The sequence below is a fragment of the Prochlorococcus marinus str. MIT 9201 genome, assembly GCF_000759955.1.
GTDB lineage: Bacteria > Cyanobacteriota > Cyanobacteriia > PCC-6307 > Cyanobiaceae > Prochlorococcus_A > Prochlorococcus_A marinus_G.
The window spans coordinates 74,862-98,195 of sequence record NZ_JNAL01000017.1 but is presented as its reverse complement, the minus strand read 5'-3'; the positions used below and the strand labels follow the sequence as shown (position 1 = coordinate 98,195).

Below are 23,334 nucleotides of genomic sequence, written 5' to 3'. Positions count from 1 at the left end.
AAATCTACCTAATATCTATTTAGGAATTAAAAAAGTATGCAAGAAGATACGATAATTCAAAAGAATTTATTTGCGATTGGTAATGATAATAATGAGCAAAAAGAAATAACAAAAATTCCAGAAGATTTATCTTTGGAAGATTTAAAAAAAGAATCGCAAAAAAGGCCCAGACAAAGAAAAAATTCAACTAATTTAATAAATAAATTCAAGACTGATTTAATTTCAAATAACAAAAATGTTTGCATCAATGAAGAATCTTATAGCTATAAAACAGTTTCAAAACTGAAATTAACTCCTGTAATGAAGCATTATGTAACTCTAAAAGAAGAAAATAAGGATAGGTTATTACTTTATAGATTAGGAGATTTTTTTGAATGTTTTTTTGAGGACGCTGTATTAATATCTAACCTTTTAGAAATAACTCTTACCAGTAAAGATGCTGGCAAAGAGATTGGCAAGATCCCTATGGCAGGGGTTCCCCATCATGCAATGGAGAGATATTGTGCTGATTTAATTAAGAAAAATTATTCTGTTGTTATTTGCGATCAATTAGAAAAAAGTTCTGGAAATTATGGGACTCCAATTAAAAGAGGAATAACAAGAATAATTACTCCTGGAACTGTAATTGAAGAGGGGATGTTGATAGCAAAGAAAAATAATTGGATTTCTGCTATTTACTTATCAGAAGAAAACTCAGACGAATCTTATGAATGGGGTATATCAAAAGCTGATGTAAGCACAGGAGAATTAATAACTTTAGAAGGCCAATCTCTGACAAAACTATTTGATGAAATTATTAAATTAGATTCTTCAGAAATCATTGTAGGAAACAATGCAGTAAGAAATTTATTAATTAAAGGTAATAGTCAAATTACATATACTGTTTCTCAAGAGACTAATTTTGGAATTAATGAAGCAAATTATCTAATAAAAAATTATTTCCAAATTTCAAACCTAGAGGGAATAGGACTTAAAAATTTAAACAATGCAACTAGATCACTTGGAGGTTTATTAAATTATTTAGAAAAAATTAATCCTTCAAATTTAGATAAAGATTCTTCTTTAAAAATCTCATTAGACTTTCCACAAATCCAATATGGTCACAACAAATTAATTATTGATTATCAAACTCAAAAAAACTTAGAAATCAAAAATACACAAAGAGAAAACAATTATGTAGGTTCGCTGCTATGGAGTATTGATAGAACTTACACTTGCATGGGTGCAAGGTGTTTAAGAAGGTGGATAGATTCACCATTATTAAACGTTAATGAAATTTATAAAAGACAAAATATAATTACAAACTTTATTGAATCTAAAAAATTACGTACAGATACCCAAAATTTACTTAGAGCAATGGGGGATTTAGAAAGACTTGCAGGTAGAGCTTGTGCAGGTCATGCAAGTCCCAGAGACTTAATTGCAATATCTGAAGGTTTAAAAAAATTGCCTAGACTAAAATCCATAATTGAATTATTTAAATATAATCTCCCAGATTGGACTGATCAATTAAAAAATATTGATGAAGGACTCTTAAAATTAGCTGATACTATAAGTTTTAAACTAATAGATAATCCTCCTCTAAATATTAGTGAAGGAGGCATGATCCATGATGGTGTTGACAATATATTAGATGGTTTACGCAATTTAATGGATGATTACTCTGAGTGGCTAAATAAAGAGGAATTAAAAGAAAGGAAAATTAGCAAAATTTCAAACCTAAAAATTCAATTTCATAAAAATTTTGGTTATTACATTTCGATAAATAAGTCAAAAGTTAATTTAGCTCCACAACATTGGATCAAAAGGCAAACACTTACTAATGAAGAAAGGTATATCACTTCTGAAATTAAAAATAAAGAAAATAAGATTTTCCAAATAAAAAGTAGAGCTTCATCAAAAGAATATGAAATTTTCTGCGAATTAAGAAATATAGTTGCTGAAAAAACAAAACAAATAAGATCAATCGCAAAATCCATAGCATCGCTTGATGCACTGCTTGGTTTATCAATTACTTCAGTAGAAAACAATTTTATAAAACCTTCACTAATACCAATAAATGATTCAATGACAAAAAATAGTACAAAAATTATCGCAGGAAGAAATCCAATTGTAGAGCAATTGTTAAGTGATAAAAAGTTTGTAGCAAACGATATCTCTTTTGATGATAATCAAAAATTAATTATATTAACCGGTCCTAATGCAAGCGGAAAAAGTTGCTTTATAAGACAACTTGGTTTAATACAAATTCTTACACAAATTGGTAGCTTTGTTCCTGCTAATAATGCTGAAATTAAGATTGCAGATAGGATTTTCACAAGAATTGGGGCAGTTGATGATCAATCATCTGGACAATCAACATTTATGGTAGAAATGTCTGAAACTGCGTCAATTCTAAATCAGGCAACTTCTAACTCACTAGTTTTACTTGATGAGATAGGCAGAGGAACATCTACTTTTGATGGACTTTCAATTGCTTGGTCTGTAAGTGAATATCTTGCAAAACAAATTCAATGTAATACTATTTTTGCTACGCACTATCATGAGCTTAATTATTTAAAAAATTCAAATACGAATATACAAAATTTTCAAGTTTTAGTAGAACAAAATAATGATCAGCTAATTTTTAGCCACAGGATTGTTAAAGGGGGCTCAAACAAAAGCTATGGCATAGAAGCAGCTAAATTAGCAGGAGTTCCAAAAGAAGTTATAGAAAAAGCAAAATCAGTTTTAAATTCATTAGAAGAAAATAACAAATTAAATTATGATATTAAGTAGATTTTTGACATTTTTATAAAATAAATACTTTTTAAATAGTTTCCCTCAATAAGGCGTTGACCGCAGCAGCTGCCATGGCAGCACCTCCTCTAGTTGAATTCAAAACAATTCTAGGAAGATCGGTAGAAATTAGTTTGTTTTTGCTTTTCTCTACTCCAATAAATCCAACAGGCATTGCGATAATTAAACTTGGTAAATCTTTTGCATTCTCTAAAATATCAATTAAATAAGTTAACGCTGTAGGCGAACTGCCAATCGCTACAATAGGTGATTTGCTTCCAGAATTCATTGCGGATAACTCCTTCCAACCTTCACTTAAACCATATGCAGTTTTAGTTAAGTTTGTATTATTGTTTTTTCCAAACCACATTCTAGCGGTGAATACTTTATTGCTAGTGGTATTTTCTGCCATGGATTTTATTGCTGCTGCAGCCATATCAGTATCAGTTAAAATCGGGGCGCCATTTTTAAGTGCCTGAAGCCCTTTTTCGCAAGCACCTTCACTAAAATTTAAAAGATTTTGAACTGAAAAATCTCCTGAAGTATGGACTAATCTCTCTAACACTTTTTTTTCCAAATAATTTAGATCATTGGCTAATAAATGAGATCTTATGAATCTGATGCTTTCCAAAAAAATTGGATGATCTATTACCATTAAATTTAATTTGTGTTAGAAGTAATCATAGTTAATATATGGTTTTTATTGAGCGATTATGCCAATACAAATATTATGGGGTAATGATTTAAATGCTCAAGATACATTTATTCAAAAATTAATTGACAAGGAAGTATGCAAAGAATTGAAAGAAATAAACGTTACTAATTTAAATGGAGATGATGATGAGCAAGTCAATAAAGCTTTTGATGAAGTTCTTACACCTCCTTTTGGAGAGGGATACAGAATTGTTACATTAAAAAATAATCCAATTTTTACTGCCAAAAATGAGGATCTAAGAACTAAATTTGAGAAAATTCATGACAATATACCTCAAAATACTTATTTCATTTTACAAAATACAAAAAAACCAGACTCAAGACTAAAAAGTACTAAATTTTTACAAAAACTTATCAAAAATAATTTAGCTAAAGAAAAGTCATTTTCTTTACCGGAAATCTGGGACTATGAAGGACAAAAAAGATTTTTAGAAGATGCAGCAAATGAAATGAATATCAAAATTGATCAAAATGCAACTGAATTAATAATTGATTCAGTTGGTAATGATAGTTTTAAACTAATAAATGAATTAGCCAAAGCAAAAACATACCTTTCTGCAGTATCCAGTGATTCGAAGTCACAACTTTTTCTTAAAAGTATTGATGTAAAAAAAATATTTAGTGATCATCAATCCAATATTTTCAAAATCATTGATCTCCTCCTACAAAAAAATATTAATGAAAGCCTCATAGAAATAAATTATTCCTTACAGAAAGGAGAACCTGCTTTAAGACTAAATGCAGGTTTAATTAGTCAAATAAGAATTCATACCATTATAAAATTAGCAGTTAATTCAGGTTACGATAATGCAGAAAAGATTTGTAATCTTGCAGGAATTTCTAATCCAAAAAGAATTTTTTTTATTCGAAGAAAAGTCAAAAATGTATCTCAAGAATACTTAATAAATTTAATGAGTAACTTACTAGATATTGAATCATTACTAAAACAAGGTAATAATCCTATAAATGTTTTTACAGAGAAATTAATTAATTTAAGTTAACCAAATTATAAGTTTAAGAATTTACATTATGATTTAAATATGGCTTTACTAGTAAAAAAATTTGGCGGTACTTCTGTAGGTGATATTAAAAAAATTAAAAATATTGCAAGTAGCATCTGTCAAAGTAAAGAAGAAGGAAATGAAATTGTCGTAGTTGTCTCTGCAATGGGGCAAACTACAGATGATTTAAATTTTTTAGCAGAATCAATTAGTAAAAATCCTAATCGAAGAGAATTGGATATGCTTCTCTCCACTGGAGAGCAAATAACCATAGCTCTTCTCTCAATGGCATTAAACGAATACGGAATCCCTGCAATTTCAATGACCGGTAGCCAGGTTGGAATTATTACTGAATCAATTCATGGGAAAGCGAGAATTCTGGATATTAAAACAGAAAGGATCCAAAACTATATAAATCAGGGTTTTGTAGTTGTAGTGGCTGGATTTCAAGGAACAACATTAAGCCATACGGGTTCAATGGAAATTACAACTTTGGGTAGAGGTGGTTCAGATACTTCCGCAGTAGCTTTATCAACAGCTTTAGGAGCTGAGACGTGCGAAATTTACACAGACGTTCCAGGGGTTCTTACTACTGATCCAAGAATTGTTCCTAATGCAAAACTCTTAGATAAAATTAGCTGCGAGGAAATGCTTGAACTTGCAAGTGTCGGTGCTTCAGTTCTTCATCCAAGAGCAGTAGAAATTGCTCGCAATTATGGAATTAAATTGTGTGTCAAATCAAGCCAAAGCGAGTCAAGTGGGACTCTCCTAGAAAGTCAAATCCAACCTCTCCCACTAAAAAGAGGAAGCTTAGAATTAACAAAAACAGTCAATAGTCTTGAGGTATTAGAAAACCAAGCAGTATTCAGTCTCTCAAATATTCCTGATAGGCCTGGGATTGCTGCACAAATCTTTGAAAAACTTTCAGAAGCAAGTATTAGTGTAGATTTAATAATACAAGCGACTAATGATGGAAATAAAAATGATATTACATTTACTGTTAGTGAATTAGAAGTTAAAAAGACTGCAGAACAATGTGAACTTATAACTAGTCAATTAGGAGGAGAATATAACTTAAAAACAAACATGACTAAATTAAGTATTCAAGGAGCAGGCATTATGGGCAGACCAAGTATTTCAGCTGATTTATTTGATACTTTATCTCAAGCGAATATAAATGTCAGGTTAATAGCTACTAGTGAAATTAAAGTCAGCTGTGTAATTGAAATCAATAATATACCAAAAGCTATTAGATTTATTGCTGAGAAATTTAAGTTATCCGATACACAAATATTTGTTAATCCAATCAATGCAAAACAAGATCAACCTGAAGTAAGAGGAATTGCATTAGATAAAAACCAAGTTCAAGTAAGTTTTCGAAAACTGCCTGATCGTCCAGGAGTAGCAGCATCGATATGTTTAGCATTAGCTGAAAATAATTTACTTATCGATACTATCGTTCAGTCTGAAAGAATTTCCTCTTTAAAAACTAAGGATATTAGTCTTACAATGAATAAACAAGATAGAGAAAAAGCTAACTTAGTTTTTGAAGCCTTAACAAAAAAATTACCCGGATCATACATTGAAGATGGCCCTGCTATAGCCAAAGTAAGTACTGTAGGAGCGGGAATGGCATTTAAGGTTGGAACGGCTGGAAAAATATTTAGAGCATTGGCTGACCAAAATATCAATATTGAAATGATTGCCACAAGTGAAATTAGAACTTCGTGTATTGTCTTAGAAAAAGATTGTGACCGAGCAGTTAATGCGATTCATAATCATTTCGAATTAGAGAAATAAGTTTTTTTAGTTATTTCTTGCCAATTTTTGTCTTAATTTTTTGATTCTATCCCTCAAATTCGCTGCTTCTTCAAAATTTAGCTCTTTTGCAGCATCTTTCATCTTAATTTCTAACTTCTCAATTAAGTCAGGTAATTCTTCAAGCAAACATTGATTATCGCTGGTATTTAGAATCGCGTCCGTTTTGTTATTGACTATATTTATTAAATCTTTAGATAAACCACCAGCATCTAATTTTCTGGAAAGTTCTAGAAAAGATAATATTGAATTTTCTATTTTCTTACCAGCAGGTTTTGGAGTAATACCGTTGACTTGGTTGTATTTTTTTTGAATAGTTCTTCTTCTTTCAGTTTCAGAGATTGCTCTTTTCATTGAATCTGTAAAGTTATCTGCATAAAGTAAGGCAACTCCTTCAACATGTCTAGCAGCTCTTCCAATTGTTTGAATCAATGATCTTTCTGCCCTTAGAAAACCTTCTTTATCAGCATCTAAAATAGCTACTAAGGATACTTCAGGAAGATCTAGTCCCTCTCTTAATAAATTAACTCCCACTAAAACATCATATTCACCCATTCTGAGGTCTTGAATAATTTCAATCCTTTCAATTGAATGGATTTCAGAATGCAAATATCTTACTCTAACTTTATTTTCAGATAAAAAATCAGTTAGATCTTCAGCCATTCTCTTTGTAAGTGTAGTCACGAGCACTCTTTGATTTTTGTCAGCTCTAATTCTTATTTCAGATAATAAATCTTCTATTTGGCCTTCACTAGGTCTTACATCAATTACGGGGTCTAATACCCCAGTTGGCCTTATAACTTGCTCAATAAATTCACCATCACACTGATCTAATTCCCATTGACCAGGAGTTGCACTTATAAATAGTGTCTGCTTTGATTTTTCCCAAAACTCCTCACATTTTAAAGGTCTATTATCTGCAGCACTTGGCAATCTGAACCCATGATCTATTAAAACTTTTTTTCTAGATTGATCACCGTTATACATTGCATGAAGTTGAGGACATGTTACATGACTCTCATCAACTACCAACAACCAATCTTTGGGAAAGTAATCAATTAAGCATTCTGGAGGTGAACCTTCCTCTCTGCCTGATAAATGACGAGCATAATTCTCAACCCCATTACAATAACCAACCTCTTTTAGCATTTCTAAATCATATTTTGTGCGTTGTTCTAGACGTTGAGCTTCTAATAATTTTCCTTCGTATGTAAACTTATCAAGTTGAGTTTTTAATTCACTTTTGATTGCACTTATTGCACTCTCAAGTCTTTCTTTTGGAGTAACAAAATGCTTAGCTGGGTAAACACTAACCTGTTCTAAACTTTCAAGTATTTCTCCAGTAGTAGGGTCAACATATCTAATAGCCTCAACTTCATCCCCAAATAATTCAATTCTTATCAACCTATCTTCATAAGCAGGACCAATTTCTAAAACATCACCTTTAATTCTAAATCTACCCCTACTTATTTCAATATCATTCCTAGTATATTGATTTTCAACAAGTGACCTTAAAGAGGAACGCAGATTTATAGATTTTCCAACTTCAAATTTAACTGCAGCTTTTAAATATTCACTTGGTATACCAAGTCCATAAATACAACTTATAGAAGCTACAACAATTACATCTTTTCTCTCAAATAAAGAGCGAGTTGCAGAATGCCGAAGCATATCTATTTCTTCATTAATTGAAGCGGTTTTTGCTATGTAGGTATCACTTACGGGGACATAAGCTTCAGGTTGATAATAATCATAGTAAGAAATAAAGTACTCAACAGCATTTTTCGGGAAAAACTCCCTCAATTCATTACATAATTGTGCAGCTAAAGTTTTGTTATGAGCCAAAACGAGGGCCGGCCTTCCTGTCTGTTGAATTACATTAGCTATGGTAAATGTTTTCCCAGTTCCAGTAGCTCCTAAAAGAGTCTGAAACTCTTTACCAGTATTGACACCTTTAACTAATTTTTTAATAGCTTCTGGTTGATCTCCATTTGGTTCGTAAGGAGCTTGAAGCTTATAGTTGTTCATCAACTTAGTAGCAAAAGGGTATTGCTATACTAAGAAATTTTTTCTCCAATTAATGAATTTTTCAAAGATTCTTTTAAGCCCCTAACAACCGCAATCATCGATATTAAATCATTTAATTTATTAACTACAGATCCAACGCCAACTGCTGAGGCTCCAGAGGATATTGCTAGTGGGCAAGTTACTTGGCTTAATCCAGAGGCACTCATAATTGGTATATTCAAAGATTGTTTCTTAAATTCTTGATGAATAGCATAGGTAGCTGCAAGAGTTGGTACTGATTTTTCAAAAAAGCCTTGAATTCCTGAAGAGTTAGGATTAGAACTGGTGCCACCCTCTGTCTGAATAATGTCAACACCTTCTTCCACTAGTTTTATAGCAAGATCAACTTGTTTATCAATAGGCATAGTATGAGGAACAGTTACTGATAAAGGAACATTAGGCAATAAATCCCTCGTCTCTTTTGTAATGTTTAAAACTTTTTTATCTGAAAAATTAATGCCTTTTTCATAAAAAGTATCGTAATTTCCAATTTCAATTAATGATGCTCCTGCTTTTACAGAATCTTGAAAAGATTGAGGCACTACTGAACTAACACAGACAGGTAATGAAGAATTCTTAAGTGCTAAATCAACTAGTTCAGGTTTACAAGCAATATCGACAAGATCTGCACCTCCTAATGAAGCAGCCTCAACAATTGTTTTCACAGATTGAACATCGAAATTATTCAATCCTGAAATAATCTTGAGTAAAGACTTACTTATTAACTCTTCTTTGATTTTTTGTGGCAAAAGATTAATCAGACTCATTTACTTAATGAATTTATTACCCGATTGTGACATTGTTTTAGTAAAACAGTGCATTTTTTAAAAAATATTATCTGAGCAACACAAAATGTCTGATAAAAAATTAACTCAGAAAAATTGGTCATCATGGCATCATCAGCTTCACAAGGATTTTCTTACCAAAAAAAAATTAATTCCAAAAGGATCTAATCTTTTAATAAGTGTTTCCGGGGGGCAAGACTCAATGGCCTTATTAACACTAATTAATGACTTAAAAAAACTTTATAATTGGTCTATTAGTGTTTGGCATGGTGATCATCAGTGGCACACAAAATCCTCAGTATATGCTCTTGAATTAAAAAGTTATTGCGAAGATAAAAATATTTCATTCTATTTTGATCAAGCAAATAAAGAAAATATCTCCTCAGAAGAAAAAGCACGAGAATGGAGATATAAAAAGTTGTGTGAGAGAGCCAAAACTTTATCAAACAAGAACCAGCAAAAACATAATATTTATTTGTTAACCGGTCACACGAGTAGTGATAATGCAGAAACATTTATCCTCAATTTATCAAGAGGAAGCAATTTTGCCGGCCTAAGTAATATTGAGAGCAAAAGATTACTAGAAAATCAAATTTTTTTAATAAGGCCAATATTAATTTTCAGTAGGGAAGATACAAAAAAATTCTGTAATGATATGAAAATCCCAGTCTGGGAAGATCCTACAAATTCAGATCTTAAATTAAAAAGAAATTTAGTAAGAAAAAAAATTATTCCTACCTTGGAGAGTATCTATCCTGGTTGTTCTGAAAGGATAAATAATTTTTCTCAAAAAATGAGCAACTACAATAATGAACGGAATGATCTTGGTGAACTAGCATACCTATATTGTAAAGATGTAAAAGGTATTAATAGAAATCTCTTAAATAGTATGTGTATTGAAGCACGGTGCACAATCTTAAATAGATTTTTAAAGGAAACATGCAAAAAGCAATATAATTCTAAACATTTGGAAAAATTAGTAAATTCGATTTATGAGAAAAATCATGGTCAAGTGGACCTGCAAGATTTTTTAAAAATTGTTTGGAATAAGAAATATATTGATATTAATAAAATTTAAGATGCTACGGCTGATCTTCTCCTTCTTGTGCGTCCCGAAGAAACTTCTTCTTTATTCTCTACTGGTTCTTTAATAGGATTATTTCGAGATTGATCATTCTTAGATGGCTGATTTTTAAAGTTATTTTGATTGTGATTTTTGGGTTGATTATTCACATTGGGATAATGTTTATGTCTAGGTTGATGTTTTACTTCATCATCTAATTTGGGTTGATATGCCCGAGTTCCGCTCGGCGCAGGCTGGGCCAAGCATAGAATTAAAGGCTCAACTTGCAATTCTCTCCTCATTCTTCTAGATAAACCATTTTCAATTTCTCTTTGCACACCAATCCAATCAACCTCAAAATTATTTGGTCCAGTTTGCCTTGATAATTGTTTCCATCTATTAGCTAGAACCCAACTTATCTCTCTTTCAGTCCACATTGACATTTTTCTAGGATCTGCAGAGATTACGACTCCTCTGAGACTCACCCTTGGTGGAGCAACCATATTACCGTCTGTACTTATAGGTGCTAAAACAGTGACTATGCCATCATCAGCTAACTGCTGTCTTTCTTTAAGAGCTCTTGCATCTACAACACATGTTCTAGTGTTATCCAACATTTCGATTCCAGATTTAACAGGTTCTCCTTGAATCATAGAATCTGCTCTGAGTTCAATAGTGTCACCATTATCAAGTATTAGGACATTATTTGGATCAACCCCCATTGAAACCGCAGTTTTACCATGTAAAACTTGCATTCGATACTCACCATGAACAGGAACAAAAAACTTTGGCTTAATGAGTGCGAGCATTAATCTTTGATCATCCCTGCATCCATGACCAGAAACATGAATACCATGTTCTTTTCCATAAATAACATTGGCTCCTAATTTAATTAATTTATCAATACTATGAACAACTGAAATAGTATTCCCTGGAATAGGACTAGAAGAGAATATAACAGTATCAGTTGTTTTAAGTTTTACATGAGGGTGCTCATCTCTTCCAATTCTGCTTAAAGCTGCCATTACTTCACCTTGACTACCCGTCATTAAAAGCAATGTTTCTCTATCTGGTAAGTCTCTAATACTTTTAATAGGAAAGAAAAGATCATCTGGACATTTGATATAGCCCAATTCGCGACATTTACCGACTACATTCAACATTGATCGGCCCATTAATCCAATTTTCCTTCCGTGCTTCATTGCTAACTGAATGACCATTGCAACTCTATGAGTAGAGCTTGCAAAAGTAGTTAGCATAACTCTTCCTTTGGCTTCAGATATTAATCGATCTAGATTTGGGAAAACTGAAATCTCAGAAGGAACAAATCCTTTCACTTCAGAATTAGTTGAATCTGAAAGTAAACAAAGAACACCCTTCTCTCCGTAGTAAACCATTCTTTCAATATCTGCATGTTTATTATCTGGAGGTAGATGATCAAATTTAAAATCGCCAGTAAAAAAGACAACTCCAACTGGAGTAGTCAAAGCTAAGGAGAAACTATCCCCAATAGAGTGAGTATTACGAATAAACTCTATTGAAAAATTTTGGCCAAGTTTAACAACTTGTCTTGGTTCAATAGTTTGTATAGTTGTTCTATCTGCCACGCCAGCTTCTTCCATTTTGCCCTTAAGCATTGACATCGCCAAAGGTGGCCCATAGATAACAGGAATTCTAAATTTCTTCAAATGATGAGATATGCCTCCAATATGATCTTCATGACCATGAGTTACTATCATCCCTCGAAATCTATGTAAGTTAGCCTGCAAATAGGTTGTATCTGGCATGACAACATTTACTCCATGCATGCCATCACTAGGAAAAGCTAATCCACCATCTATGAGTATAATGTCATCTCCATATTCAAAAACACATGTATTTTTTCCTATTTCATGAAGTCCTCCTAAAGGAATGATCTTTAAGCAAGGACTGTTCGTTTTTGTTTGAGCTTGTTTATTATTTGATTTGATTTGATTTGTATTCATGATGATTATTTTTTGCAAGCATGCAAAATTTAGTTATTTTGATTAAATTAAGCTTATCAAAGCTTTGAAGAAGTATTTACAAAGACAGATTTTTAATTATCTTAGATAAATTTTCTTTTTGTTCTTTATTGAGTGATGTTAATGGGTTTCTTGGAGAACCCACTTTCCAACCTAAAAGCTCTAAAGCAGCCTTAATTGGGATAGGATTTGTTGTTACAAAGAGTCCTTTAAAAAGTGGTTGAAGTTTTTCGTGAATCTCTAATGCATTAGAAACCTCCCCATTAAGAAAGAAAGAAATCATTTCCTTTAATTGTGGGCCAACCAAATGACTAGCAACACTTACCACACCAACAGCACCGACAGACATCATAGGAAGCAATAAAGAATCATCGCCACTATATATAGTAAGTTTCGAACCGCAAGCTGCCCTCAACTCCGTCACTTCTTCTATTCTACCGCTTGCAGCTTTAATACTGAGAATATTTGAGAAATCCATAAGTTTCTTCACAGTATCAGGTAATAAATTACAGCCTGTCCTTCCAGGTATGTTGTAAAGCATTAAAGGCAAATCCTTTGCAGCATTAGCAATGGAACTGAAATGTTTATAAAGACCTTCTTGAGGTGGTTTATTGTAATAAGGAACAACTACCAAAGCACCATCTGCTCCACAATCGTAGGCTTTTTTTGTAGCTTCCACAGCCTCGCTTGTGCAGTTACTACCAGTGCCAACTATTACTTTACAGCTTGGATCCAAAGATCCTTTTACTGCAATAAATAAATCATGCTGTTCCGCCCATGAAAGAGTAGGAGATTCTCCAGTAGTACCACATAGCACAATTCCATCGGAACCGTTCTCAAAAAGATAATTTGATAGTTTTATAGCTAGTTCATAATCTACGTCTCCATTTTCAGTGAATGGAGTAACCATTGCAGTCAATATTCTTCCAAATAGTGGATTATTACACTCAGTTTTGTCTGTAATCATTTTTTTGGAATTAATAACTCAGCTATTTGAACAGCATTAAGAGCTGCTCCTTTTCTTATTTGATCTCCACATAACCATAATTCTAATCCATTAGGTTGACTTATATCAGTTCTTAGCCTGCCAACAGCAACATTATCACTTCCCATAACGTCATTTGGCATAGGAAATCTATTATTTTTGTAATCCTCAATAATTTCAATTCCAGGAGATTTTTTTAATTCTTCAAGAGCATCTTTAGGCTCAACTACACCAGCAAATTCAATATTGATCGATTCAGAATGTGCTCTCAGTACTGGGACTCGGACACATGTAGCAGAGAGCTTTAAATCAGCAATATTTAAAATTTTCCTAGTCTCATTAACCATTTTCATCTCTTCTTCGCAGTAATTATTTGCAAGCATGGGTGAATTATGCAAAAACAAATTAAAAGCCAGTGAGTATGGTAAAACTTCACTTTTTTGAGGATTACCCCGAAGATATTTTTCAGTTAAAAGTTTTAGTTCCTCCATGGCCAATTGACCTGCACCACTTACTGATTGATATGTTGAGACAACAACTCTTTGAATAGTCGAAAGTTTATTTAACGGGGCTAAAACTAATGTCAGCAAAATGGTAGTGCAGTTTGGATTCGCTATTACACCATCATGATTAATTACGTCACTACCATTAACTTCAGGAACTATAAGAGGTACATTATTATCTAATCTGAAAGCACTTGAATTATCTATCAATAAAGCATTTTGTTCCATAATGGTAGATAACCATTTTTTTGAAATACTTCCACCGGCTGAAGCTAAAACTAAATCAAGATTCAGAAATTCTTCCTTAGTTGTTTTTTTTGTAACTAAATCTTCACCTTTCCAAATAATTTTTTTTCCTTCTGAACGCTCTGATGAAAGCAAGACCAATTCTGATATTGGGAAATCACGTTGTTCAAGAATTTTGAGTAATTCAGATCCCACAGCACCTGAAGATCCTAAAACAGCAACTTTTAATGGCCTATTAGGCAAAAACGGAGATTGTCTCACACTTTAAAATGATTTTTATAAATAGATTGACTATTTTTTTTACTTTATCAAAAAAATAACTTTCAAGGAAATCACATAATGTGAAATAATTAAGTTTCGGCTTTTAGTAATAAATAAAAAAATGGCTAAAGAAGCATTAATAGTCAAAACAACTCCTCTGCCTCAAAGTAGAATCTCATTTGAATTAGAAATACCGTCTGAGACATGCAAAAATTGTGTAAATGAAACAATCAGTTCTATAAGTCGTTCGGCTAAAATTCCGGGATTTAGACTTGGTAAAATTCCCAAACAAGTCTTAATCCAAAGGATTGGCATAACACAATTACATGCTTCTGCACTGGAAAAAATTATTGATAAATCATGGCAAGAAGCGTTAAAAATAAAATCTATAGAGCCACTAAGTGAGCCAGAATTGGTAGATGGATTTGAATCTTTACTTTCAAAGTTTAGTCCTGAAAAATCACTTAAGGTTACTCTTCAAACTGATGTTGCCCCAGAATTAAAACTTAAAAAATCCAAAGGACTAATTGTTGAAATATCAAAAACAAAGTTTGATCCTAAGTCAATAGATGAAGCGCTAGAAAAATCTAGAAATCAGTTTGCAAACATTATTCCCGTTACCAATAGAGCAGCAAAATTAGGAGATATTGCTGTAGTTAGTTTCAAAGGAAAGTATAAAGATTCAGGTAAAGAGATTGATGGTGGGTCAAGTGAATCAATGGATCTTGAATTAGAAAAGAACAAAATGATTCCGGGTTTCGTTGAGGGAATCGTAAAGATGAAAATTGGTGATACTAAAACTCTTAACCTTAAATTTCCTGAAGATTATTCTCATGAGGATTCAAGAGGCAAAGAGGCAATCTTTGAAGTAAATCTTAAGGATCTTAAGGAAAAAGAATTGCCTGAACTTAATGACGATTTTGCGAAACAGTCTGGCAACAAAGAATCGTTAAAAGAGTTAAAGAAAGATATTGAAAAGCAACTTAAAGATAATTTTGAAAAAACTCAAAAAGATATCAAAGTTGAAGCTTTATTAGATGCGTTATCAAACGAGTTGGATACTGAAATTCCAAAATCTATGATTGATATAGAAGTGAGGAATAATATTGAACAAACCGCTCAAAGATTTGCTCAACAGGGACTTGATGTTAAATCTACTTTCACTCCGGAATTAATCAAGTCATTAGCAGAGTCAACAAGGCCTCAAGCTGAAAAAAATGTTCAAAGAAATTTAGCTCTAAAAGCATTAGCTGAACAAGAAAACATAAAAGTTGAAAAAGATGAAATTGATTTAAAAATGAAAGATTATGAAGATGCAATCTCCCAATCTTCAAAACAAATAGATATTAAAAAATTAACGGAAGTAATCAGTAACGATTTACTCAAAGAAAAATTAATAATTTGGCTTGAAGAAAATTCTGAAGTAAAAGAAAAAACTACAAAAACTTCTAAAGCTACCAAAACCTCCAAAACAACAAAAGCCATAAAAACTTCAAAAACTTCAAAAACTAAAAAAAAACAAAATAAAAATGAAAAAAAATAATTTATGAAATTTCCTACTAATTAAACAAAAACCCCTTAGATTATCTATAAGACGAAAATTAATTTGTGAACTCAGAAAAAAAACATTTAATTCAAAGCTCAATAAGTTCTTACGAAAGTAATAATAAAACTTTTGCCGCTGTTCCTACCGTTATAGAACAATCAGGCAGAGGAGAAAGAGCTTTTGATATTTATTCAAGATTATTGAGGGAGAGAATAATTTTTTTAGGCACTGGAATTAATGATCAAGTATCTGACTCACTTGTGGCACAATTATTATTTCTTGAAGCTGAAGATCCCGAAAAAGATATACAAATATATATTAATTCTCCTGGTGGCTCAGTCACTGCAGGTATGGCCATTTACGATACTATGCAACAAATATCTCCTGATGTAGTGACAATATGCTTTGGAGTAGCAGCAAGTATGGGAGCATTTCTACTTTCTGGAGGAGCAAAAGGAAAAAGATTAGCTCTACCTAATTCTAGGATTATGATTCATCAGCCTCTTGGGGGTGCACAAGGTCAAGCAGTAGAGATTGAAATACAAGCTAAAGAAATACTTTTTCTCAAGAAAACATTAAATTCGCTTTTAGCAGATCATACAGGTCAACCTTTGGAGAAAATTAATGAAGACACAGAAAGAGATTACTTTTTATCCCCCTCAGAAGCAGTCGAATATGGATTAATTGATAAAGTTATCAAAAAGTGACAAGGAATAGTGATTTTTTAAGAATATGATGACGAATCGATATTTATAAGCAATCCTAGTGAATAGGGAATATTTAACACCTTTCAAATTTAAATTTATAATCGATGGCTAAATTCGACGCCCATCTTAAATGCTCATTTTGCGGCAAATCACAAGACCAAGTAAGAAAGCTAATAGCTGGTCCTGGAGTTTACATCTGTGATGAGTGCATAGACCTTTGTAATGAGATTCTCGATGAAGAACTACTTGATAATCAAGCTAACACAAACAACTCTCCTCAAGTAAAAAAGAAATTACCAACTGATAGTCCAAAAAAATCTGTTCCTTTAGAATTAACCTCAATTCCTAAGCCATTAGAAATTAAAAGTTTCCTAGATAATCAAGTTGTTGGACAAGAATCTGCAAAAAAAATATTATCAGTAGCCGTGTACAATCACTACAAGCGATTAGCTTGGAAAATTAAAGAAGAGAGTAAAAATAGCAATTCAACAGATTCAAAAGCAACTAAATTACAAAAATCAAATATTTTACTCATTGGCCCTACTGGAAGTGGAAAAACGTTATTGGCGCAAACTTTAGCAGAGTTTCTAGATGTTCCTTTTGCAGTAGCTGATGCAACGACCTTAACAGAAGCTGGATATGTTGGGGAAGATGTTGAAAATATACTTTTAAGACTTCTACAGAAATCAGAAATGAATGTAGACCTAGCTCAAAAAGGAATTATTTATATTGATGAAATAGATAAAATTGCAAGGAAAAGTGAGAATCCTTCAATTACTAGAGATGTCTCCGGTGAAGGTGTTCAGCAAGCATTATTAAAAATGCTTGAAGGAACAATTGCTAATGTACCGCCTCAAGGTGGCAGAAAACATCCTTATCATGACTGCATCCAAATTGATACGAGTCAAATATTATTTATTTGCGGAGGAGCTTTTATAGGTTTAGAGGATATCGTTCAAAAGCGAATGGGTAAACACTCCATAGGATTTACCACAACTTCAGATCAAAACAAAGTTGATACAAAAAAAACAGTAGACCCAAGAGATTCTCTGAAAAATTTAGAGTTAGATGATTTAGTTAAATATGGCCTAATTCCAGAATTTATTGGCAGAATTCCGGTTTGTGCTGTATTAGATCGTCTTACTAAAGAAACTTTAGAATCTATTTTGACTCAACCAAGAGATGCATTAGTAAAGCAATTCAAAACTTTGCTTAGTATGGATAATGTTGAATTATCATTTGAGCCTGATTCTGTTGCAGCGATAGCAAATGAAGCATATAAAAGGAAAACAGGTGCAAGAGCATTAAGATCAATAATAGAGGAACTAATGCTAGACATAATGTACACTTTACCTTCAGAAGACGATGTAAAAGAATTCACAATTACGAAAAAAATGGTAGATAATTTGTTTTCATCTAAAATTGTTAAACTACCTTCAGGATCAAAAAGAATCATTAAAGAGTCTGCATAAAATTAGAGTTTAATTTTTTTAATTTATCCAGAATTTTTCTAATTAATGAAAAATAAATGCCAAATATGCATAAGCCTTTTCATCAAAAATATAGACCAAACAACTTAGACGAATTGGTTGGCCAAGAATTTATATCCATTACACTCAAACAAGCACTAATAACAAAAAAAATTGCTCCTGCATATCTTTTTAATGGTCCAAGAGGCACTGGAAAAACATCAAGTGCAAGAATATTTGCAAAATCTTTAAATTGCCAGGCATTCGAACAACCTACGATAAATCCTTGTTGTAAATGTGACTTATGTAGACAAATTACAGATGGGCAAGCTCTAGATATTATCGAGATTGATGCAGCTTCCAATACAGGAGTAGAAAACATAAGAGAAATTATAGAAAGAGCAAGATTTGCACCTACTCAAGCGAGATGGAAAGTATACGTTATTGATGAATGTCATATGCTTTCAACGGCAGCTTCAAATGCTTTACTAAAAACTATTGAAGAACCGCCCTCAAGAGTTGTATTTATCCTTGCGACGACAAATCCTGAGAGAGTATTAAATACGATACAAAGTAGATGCCAAAAATTCGATTTTAGAAGAATAAGCCCCAAAGACATTTTTCAACATTTATCAGAAATAGCAGAAAAAGAGTCTATTAAGTATGAAGTTCAGGCCTTAAAAATGATTGCAAAAAGATCTAATGGAGGTATGAGAGATGCACAAAGCCTCCTTGAACAACTGAATCTTTTACCAGAAGGTATAACAATTAATAATATCCAAAACCTTCTAGGAGAAGTATCAGAGATTGAATTGACAAATCTGATTCAATCATTGGTTGAGAATAATCCTGAGTCATTAATTATCACCTGCAACAAATTATATGATGCTGGAAACGAACCACTTCAAATTATTATTGGATTATTGAATATAACAAGAGATCTACTACTACACACTACAAATAATAAATATTCAGATCTCTATTATACCTCTGATAATTTTCAAGATGAATTGGATACAATCTCAAAAAGAATAAATAAATCAACAATAATTAAATGGCATAATCATCTGCGAAATACTGAATATCAAATCAAAACAAGTGATAATCCAAGGCTTTGGTTTGAAATACATTTAACTGGACTTCTAGGTAATCAAGAGATAAATAGTTTTGAGAATAAACAAGAAAGTAAAAATAACAAGAATGAGGAGAATCATGAAAGCAGAAAAAACATTGCAATTACTAATAAAAAAAATATTTCTAATGAAATTCAAAAACCAAGTATCAAAAAGGAGATAGGTTGGGATGAATTGCTTGAAAAAAAAGACGTAAATTTAGAAAAATTTGACGTTCTTGGAAAAGAAAGTACAGGCACTATTGCTGATAATGGCCAGAATGATCTTGAGTCAATTAATTTAAAAGATAAATGGGAATTAATTCTTTCTAAATTAGAGTTACCATCAACAAGAATGTTACTTTCACAACAAGCCGAACTTGAAAGTTTTGATTCGGAGAAAATCACAATCGCATTATCTCCAAACTGGGAAAATATGATAAAAAGTAGAAAAGTTATAATTGAAAATACAGTTAAGAAGATATTTGGAGATCAAATAATACTTAATTTCTCAATCAAACAATTAACTAACAGTAACCCAACAAACACTCCAGAAATAACGCGAGATGAAGTCAAGAATTTGAAGCCAATAAAGAAAATAGACCCAAATACTAATTCGTCAACAAAAATATCTAACGAGGAAACTTATAATGATAGTTCCAAAAACTTAGCAAATTTTTTTAATGGAGAAATTATAGACCTTGATGAATAAATTAAACTCCAGTATGAAGAGTTTTTCGCCAAAGTATCTTTTTGGGGAAAACAGACATCTTTATTGTTACCCAGGGGATTACTAGAAACCAATGTGATAAATAAAAAACCGATACAAATACCATCAAAAAATTGCTTTTTTGCAATACGGGAACTTCGCTTTTGCAAGAAGAACCGTACCAAAAAGCAATTCCGGATAACATAAAAGCTGTAAATGAAATAGGCCAGTAAATTGGTGAATCTAATAAAGCAATACTGAGAACTAAATCAAAAATAGAAATAATTGGCAGTGCATATTGCAAGATAAAGAAATAAGTTAAATCAAATTTCTGCAAATAATCAATTTTATTAGTAACTAATTGATCCCCATAATCAAAAAATCTTTGCAAACCCCCCTCTGCCCATCTTTGCCTTTGCGCTAATAAAGCATTTAAATTCTCAACTGCTTCCTCCATGACTGGAGGATCCCATAAGATTCCAATTCTCGATTTTGATATCAATAACCTCAAACTTAAATCGAGATCATCTGTAACCGTGTCTTCATTAAAAGAACCACATGCCAATAATGTATCCTTCTTAATTAATTGACCATTTCCCCTTAGTTCAGAAACTCCAGCAACTGATAATCGTCCATATTGAAAGATTGCGTCCATAGCCATCTCCATTGACTGGCAAGAAGTTAAAAAATTCTTACTTACATTTGTTACTGACTTTCTTAATTGAACTGCAGACCAGTCACCATCCTCTACAAAACTAAATAATCTCATCAAAGAATCTTGTTTTAATTGAGCATCCGCATCCAAAACTAATAACCATTCACCATGAGTAAACTTCAAGGCATAATTTAAAGCTCCTGACTTTCCGCCTCCTGCGTTTGGAGAACGACTTATTACTTTTAGCTTTTCATATTCTCTAGATAATCGATCTAAAATTAAAGGAGTCTTATCAGAACTACCATCATCAATTATGTAAATATTTAATTTATTTTCCGGATAATCTAAATTAAATAATCTTTCAACTAATCGAGTTATGACATTTTCTTCATCTCTCGCTGCGACCAAAATATCAAGAGCAGGTAAATCTTTATTACTAATTTTGCTACTTAGATTATTTGAAACTTTGTTCCTTTTGAAATTTCTAGAAATAACTATTAAACCGTAAAAAACAATCACAAAAGAAAGCGTCAATATAAGAAAAGAAAAACTTGGAATATTGTAAGCATGCGGAATAAAAGCCACTAAAAAACAAGCACTAAGGAATATAAAGGACTTTAATCTTCTATTTTTATAAAAACCCTTGCTCATAAAACAAATTTTTAATTACTTAACTTTCATTGAGACAATATCTCAATTTTTTTTAGTTTTACGTCTCGATAGTAATGATTCAATATTTGTTCATAAGAGAATCCTAATTTAGCCATTTCAATTGCTCCTGACTGAGATAAACCTACACCATGACCGAAGCCTCCTCCTCGCAAAAGCCATAAATCATCACTTAATTTATTAATAGTAAACAAATTACTAGGTATAAAATTCAATACCCGTCGAATATCATCTTTAACTAGAACTATAGATTGATTAACTTTGTTCGTTTGTATTTCTAATTTTGTCACTCTGCCACTATACCCACGTTCAATAGGAATCAAATCTAAAACATCATCATTAATATTTATAAGTTTGTTTTTAATTAAATTTTCTTTAATTTGAAGACTAGAAATTTTTTTGCTCCATCGAAAAAGAGAATGATTGCTCCCATAAAACTGTTCTTTATCAAAATTTAAAAAATTATTCAAATCAGATTCATTTGTAATTGGAAGCTTAAATTTTTTATTTAATGCTTTAGAACCATCAATGATTGAATTGAAATAAGAATAATCTTGAATTTGCCAAGACTCTCCTGCAGTAGCAGATACGCCACCATTAGAACCATGGTAAAAAGCATTTATTGGTTGATTTCCATAAGTGAGAATTAAATTTGAAGTTGCCTCTATAGCTTTTTGTACTTTTATATTTTTAATTTTAGAGGGCTTATAAACTTGACATTGAGTGGTAATACATAAATGATATTTATCCATATTAAATCTATCAGAATTAAAAATACCCCAAGTTCTTGCTATAACTGCTTGTGCCTTGAGTGCTTCTAAAGGAGAATTAGGTCCAATTTCATATGGCAAAACGCCTGCCAAATAATCGTCAAACTCAATTTTTTGAACTAATGTCCAAGTTCCATATGAATCTTTTATTAAATAAAAATTTTTGCCAAAATTTTCACCATTTATTTTTATTTCCTCTTGGGCATAAACATATATAGGTCCCTCTAATTTCATAACACTATATTCACTTTTAAGAACAGGAGTAATTTGAAAATTTTTTATTTTTCTGAAAATTTTATTTTTTAATTCAAACTCAGGAAGGTCATCTTCAAATGGAATCCATACTTCCCAATTTTTAGGGTAAGCAATAGTCGTCTCATATCCTTTATCTTTAAGTTTTTCTGCTTCTTTTGCTGCTGATTCATAGCTAGCAAAAGGTCCAAAAACAATTCTTTCAATTGTTTTAGGATTTTTGATGGGTATATCCACCCAGGAAATATTAATCTTTTTTGATTTATGTTTAATGCCGTTGGAGGATATCAGGCTTAAAAACCCTTTATCAGTACTAATATTTATATTCTTTTTTTTTGAAAAACTATCATTTTTACCGCCTAGATATTGCTTTAAACCAATTAAAAATTTTCCTTTTTTAATTTCATTATTGAGATCAACCTTTAGCAAGTCTTCTGCTTTTAAAGAAGGAGTAAATTTAGGATTAATTGTTAAAGTATAAATACACCCTAAAAACAAGCAAAAAAAAGCAAATTTAAGTTTCATAAGTTAGAACTTTCCTTATCAATTAAAAAATTTAATTTGCACCAATGCGTATAAAGGTTTAGATTATCCTAATTAAACACATTTGACTTAAATGTCTAAACTTAAAACTCGTAAATCAGCTGCAAAAAGATTTAAAGCTACTGCGACGGGAAAATTTATGAGAAGAAGAGCTTTCCATAATCATTTACTTGATCATAAAAGCTCCAAATTAAAAAGACATCTATCAACAAAAGCTGTAGTTGATGAAAGAGATGCTGATAATGTAAAATTAATGATTCCATACGCATAAATTTTTAACCAATTTTTATTAGATATTCATGGCACGCGTAAAAAGAGGCAACATAGCCAGAAAAAGAAGAAACAAAATCTTAAATCTTGCAAAAGGTTTCAGAGGCGGTAACAAAAATCTTTTCCGAACCGCAAATCAAAGAGTGATGAAAGCTCTTTGTAATGCTTATAGGGATAGAAGAAGAAGAAAGAGAGATTTTAGGAGACTTTGGATTTCTAGAATCAACGCATCTGCCAGGATAAATGGAACAAACTACAGTAAGTTAATAAATGGCATGAAAAATTCAGATATTATCATTAACAGAAAAATGCTTGCTCAATTAGCTTTAAACGATCCTAAGTGTTTTGAAAAAATTGTTGCTTCCGTTAGCAATTAGAAAAAGAATATAATTTAAAAAGTAATTATAAA

Annotated in this window: 18 protein-coding genes; 10 read left to right on the top strand and 8 right to left on the bottom strand. The window is 31.7% G+C overall.

Annotated elements, in window-relative coordinates; all coding sequences use genetic code 11:
- Positions 1 to 36 precede the first annotated feature (36 nt).
- On the top strand, positions 37 to 2,778 hold the full coding sequence (gene mutS / locus EU95_RS01760; RefSeq protein ID WP_032522732.1) for a DNA mismatch repair protein MutS: 2,742 nt from the start codon (positions 37 to 39) through the stop codon (positions 2,776 to 2,778).
- 31 nt (positions 2,779 to 2,809) lie between these two features.
- On the opposite strand, the gene EU95_RS01765 is transcribed toward mutS, so the two are convergent.
- Positions 2,810 to 3,433, bottom strand: a complete 624-nt coding sequence (locus EU95_RS01765) for a precorrin-8X methylmutase (RefSeq protein WP_032522731.1) — start codon at positions 3,431 to 3,433, stop codon at positions 2,810 to 2,812.
- Positions 3,434 to 3,491: 58 nt separating this feature from the next.
- On the opposite strand from EU95_RS01765, the gene holA reads away from it, so the two are divergent.
- Together holA and EU95_RS01775 are read left to right on the top strand one after the other, a co-directional pair.
- Positions 3,492 to 4,493 carry a DNA polymerase III subunit delta gene (gene holA, locus EU95_RS01770; RefSeq protein ID WP_032522730.1) on the top strand — a complete coding sequence of 334 codons (1,002 nt, stop codon included), beginning with the start codon at positions 3,492 to 3,494 and terminating at the stop codon, positions 4,491 to 4,493.
- 39 nt (positions 4,494 to 4,532) lie between these two features.
- On the top strand, positions 4,533 to 6,293 hold the full coding sequence (locus EU95_RS01775; RefSeq protein ID WP_032522729.1) for an aspartate kinase: 1,761 nt from the start codon (positions 4,533 to 4,535) through the stop codon (positions 6,291 to 6,293).
- 6 nt (positions 6,294 to 6,299) lie between these two features.
- Here the strand turns inward: EU95_RS01775 and uvrB are convergent, their stop codons facing one another.
- Complete coding sequence (gene uvrB / locus EU95_RS01780) at positions 6,300 to 8,339, bottom strand: excinuclease ABC subunit UvrB (protein ID WP_032522728.1); 2,040 nt, start codon at positions 8,337 to 8,339, stop codon at positions 6,300 to 6,302.
- Between the two features lie 29 nt (positions 8,340 to 8,368).
- Positions 8,369 to 9,145 carry a DUF561 domain-containing protein gene (locus EU95_RS01785; RefSeq protein WP_032522727.1) on the bottom strand — a complete coding sequence of 259 codons (777 nt, stop codon included), beginning with the start codon at positions 9,143 to 9,145 and terminating at the stop codon, positions 8,369 to 8,371.
- An 85-nt stretch (positions 9,146 to 9,230) separates the two neighbouring features.
- On the opposite strand from EU95_RS01785, the gene tilS reads away from it, so the two are divergent.
- Positions 9,231 to 10,241: a tRNA lysidine(34) synthetase TilS gene (gene tilS / locus EU95_RS01790; RefSeq protein ID WP_032522726.1), complete on the top strand. Its 1,011-nt coding sequence runs from the start codon at positions 9,231 to 9,233 to the stop codon at positions 10,239 to 10,241.
- On the opposite strand, the gene EU95_RS01795 is transcribed toward tilS, so the two are convergent.
- From EU95_RS01795 to EU95_RS01805, 3 genes are all read right to left on the bottom strand, one after another.
- Positions 10,238 to 12,211: a ribonuclease J gene (locus EU95_RS01795; RefSeq protein WP_032522725.1), complete on the bottom strand. Its 1,974-nt coding sequence runs from the start codon at positions 12,209 to 12,211 to the stop codon at positions 10,238 to 10,240. The two genes, tilS and EU95_RS01795, sit on opposite strands and share 4 nt — an antisense overlap.
- A 76-nt stretch (positions 12,212 to 12,287) precedes the next feature.
- Positions 12,288 to 13,196 carry a 4-hydroxy-tetrahydrodipicolinate synthase gene (dapA, locus tag EU95_RS01800; RefSeq protein ID WP_032522724.1) on the bottom strand — a complete coding sequence of 303 codons (909 nt, stop codon included), beginning with the start codon at positions 13,194 to 13,196 and terminating at the stop codon, positions 12,288 to 12,290.
- Positions 13,193 to 14,224 (bottom strand): aspartate-semialdehyde dehydrogenase, encoded by a 1,032-nt coding sequence (locus EU95_RS01805; protein ID WP_032522723.1) that lies wholly within the window; start codon positions 14,222 to 14,224, stop codon positions 13,193 to 13,195. The genes dapA and EU95_RS01805 overlap by 4 nt, the downstream gene beginning before the upstream one ends.
- Before the next feature lie 121 nt (positions 14,225 to 14,345).
- On the opposite strand from EU95_RS01805, the gene tig reads away from it, so the two are divergent.
- The 4 genes from tig (at position 14,346) to EU95_RS01825 (ending at position 19,769) form a co-directional block, all read left to right on the top strand.
- Complete coding sequence (gene tig, locus EU95_RS01810; protein ID WP_032522722.1) at positions 14,346 to 15,767, top strand: trigger factor; 1,422 nt, start codon at positions 14,346 to 14,348, stop codon at positions 15,765 to 15,767.
- A 65-nt stretch (positions 15,768 to 15,832) separates the two neighbouring features.
- On the top strand, positions 15,833 to 16,477 hold the full coding sequence (gene clpP / locus EU95_RS01815; protein ID WP_032522721.1) for an ATP-dependent Clp endopeptidase proteolytic subunit ClpP: 645 nt from the start codon (positions 15,833 to 15,835) through the stop codon (positions 16,475 to 16,477).
- Between the two features lie 104 nt (positions 16,478 to 16,581).
- Positions 16,582 to 17,949, top strand: coding sequence for an ATP-dependent protease ATP-binding subunit ClpX (clpX, locus tag EU95_RS01820; RefSeq protein ID WP_032522720.1), 1,368 nt, complete (start codon positions 16,582 to 16,584; stop codon positions 17,947 to 17,949).
- 56 nt (positions 17,950 to 18,005) lie between these two features.
- Positions 18,006 to 19,769: a DNA polymerase III subunit gamma/tau gene (locus EU95_RS01825; protein WP_032522719.1), complete on the top strand. Its 1,764-nt coding sequence runs from the start codon at positions 18,006 to 18,008 to the stop codon at positions 19,767 to 19,769.
- Position 19,770: 1 nt separating this feature from the next.
- On the opposite strand, the gene EU95_RS01830 is transcribed toward EU95_RS01825, so the two are convergent.
- Positions 19,771 to 21,072 (bottom strand): glycosyltransferase, encoded by a 1,302-nt coding sequence (locus EU95_RS01830; protein ID WP_032522718.1) that lies wholly within the window; start codon positions 21,070 to 21,072, stop codon positions 19,771 to 19,773.
- Between the two features lie 26 nt (positions 21,073 to 21,098).
- Positions 21,099 to 22,637 carry a SpoIID/LytB domain-containing protein gene (locus EU95_RS01835; protein ID WP_032522717.1) on the bottom strand — a complete coding sequence of 513 codons (1,539 nt, stop codon included), beginning with the start codon at positions 22,635 to 22,637 and terminating at the stop codon, positions 21,099 to 21,101.
- 91 nt (positions 22,638 to 22,728) lie between these two features.
- Here EU95_RS01835 and rpmI point away from each other — a divergent pair, with 91 nt between their 5' ends.
- Together rpmI and rplT are read left to right on the top strand one after the other, a co-directional pair.
- Entirely contained in the window at positions 22,729 to 22,926 is a 198-nt protein-coding gene (gene rpmI, locus EU95_RS01840) for a 50S ribosomal protein L35 (RefSeq protein ID WP_002806185.1), read from the top strand.
- Between the two features lie 28 nt (positions 22,927 to 22,954).
- Positions 22,955 to 23,302: a 50S ribosomal protein L20 gene (gene rplT, locus EU95_RS01845; protein ID WP_032522716.1), complete on the top strand. Its 348-nt coding sequence runs from the start codon at positions 22,955 to 22,957 to the stop codon at positions 23,300 to 23,302.
- Positions 23,303 to 23,334: the final 32 nt, after the last annotated feature.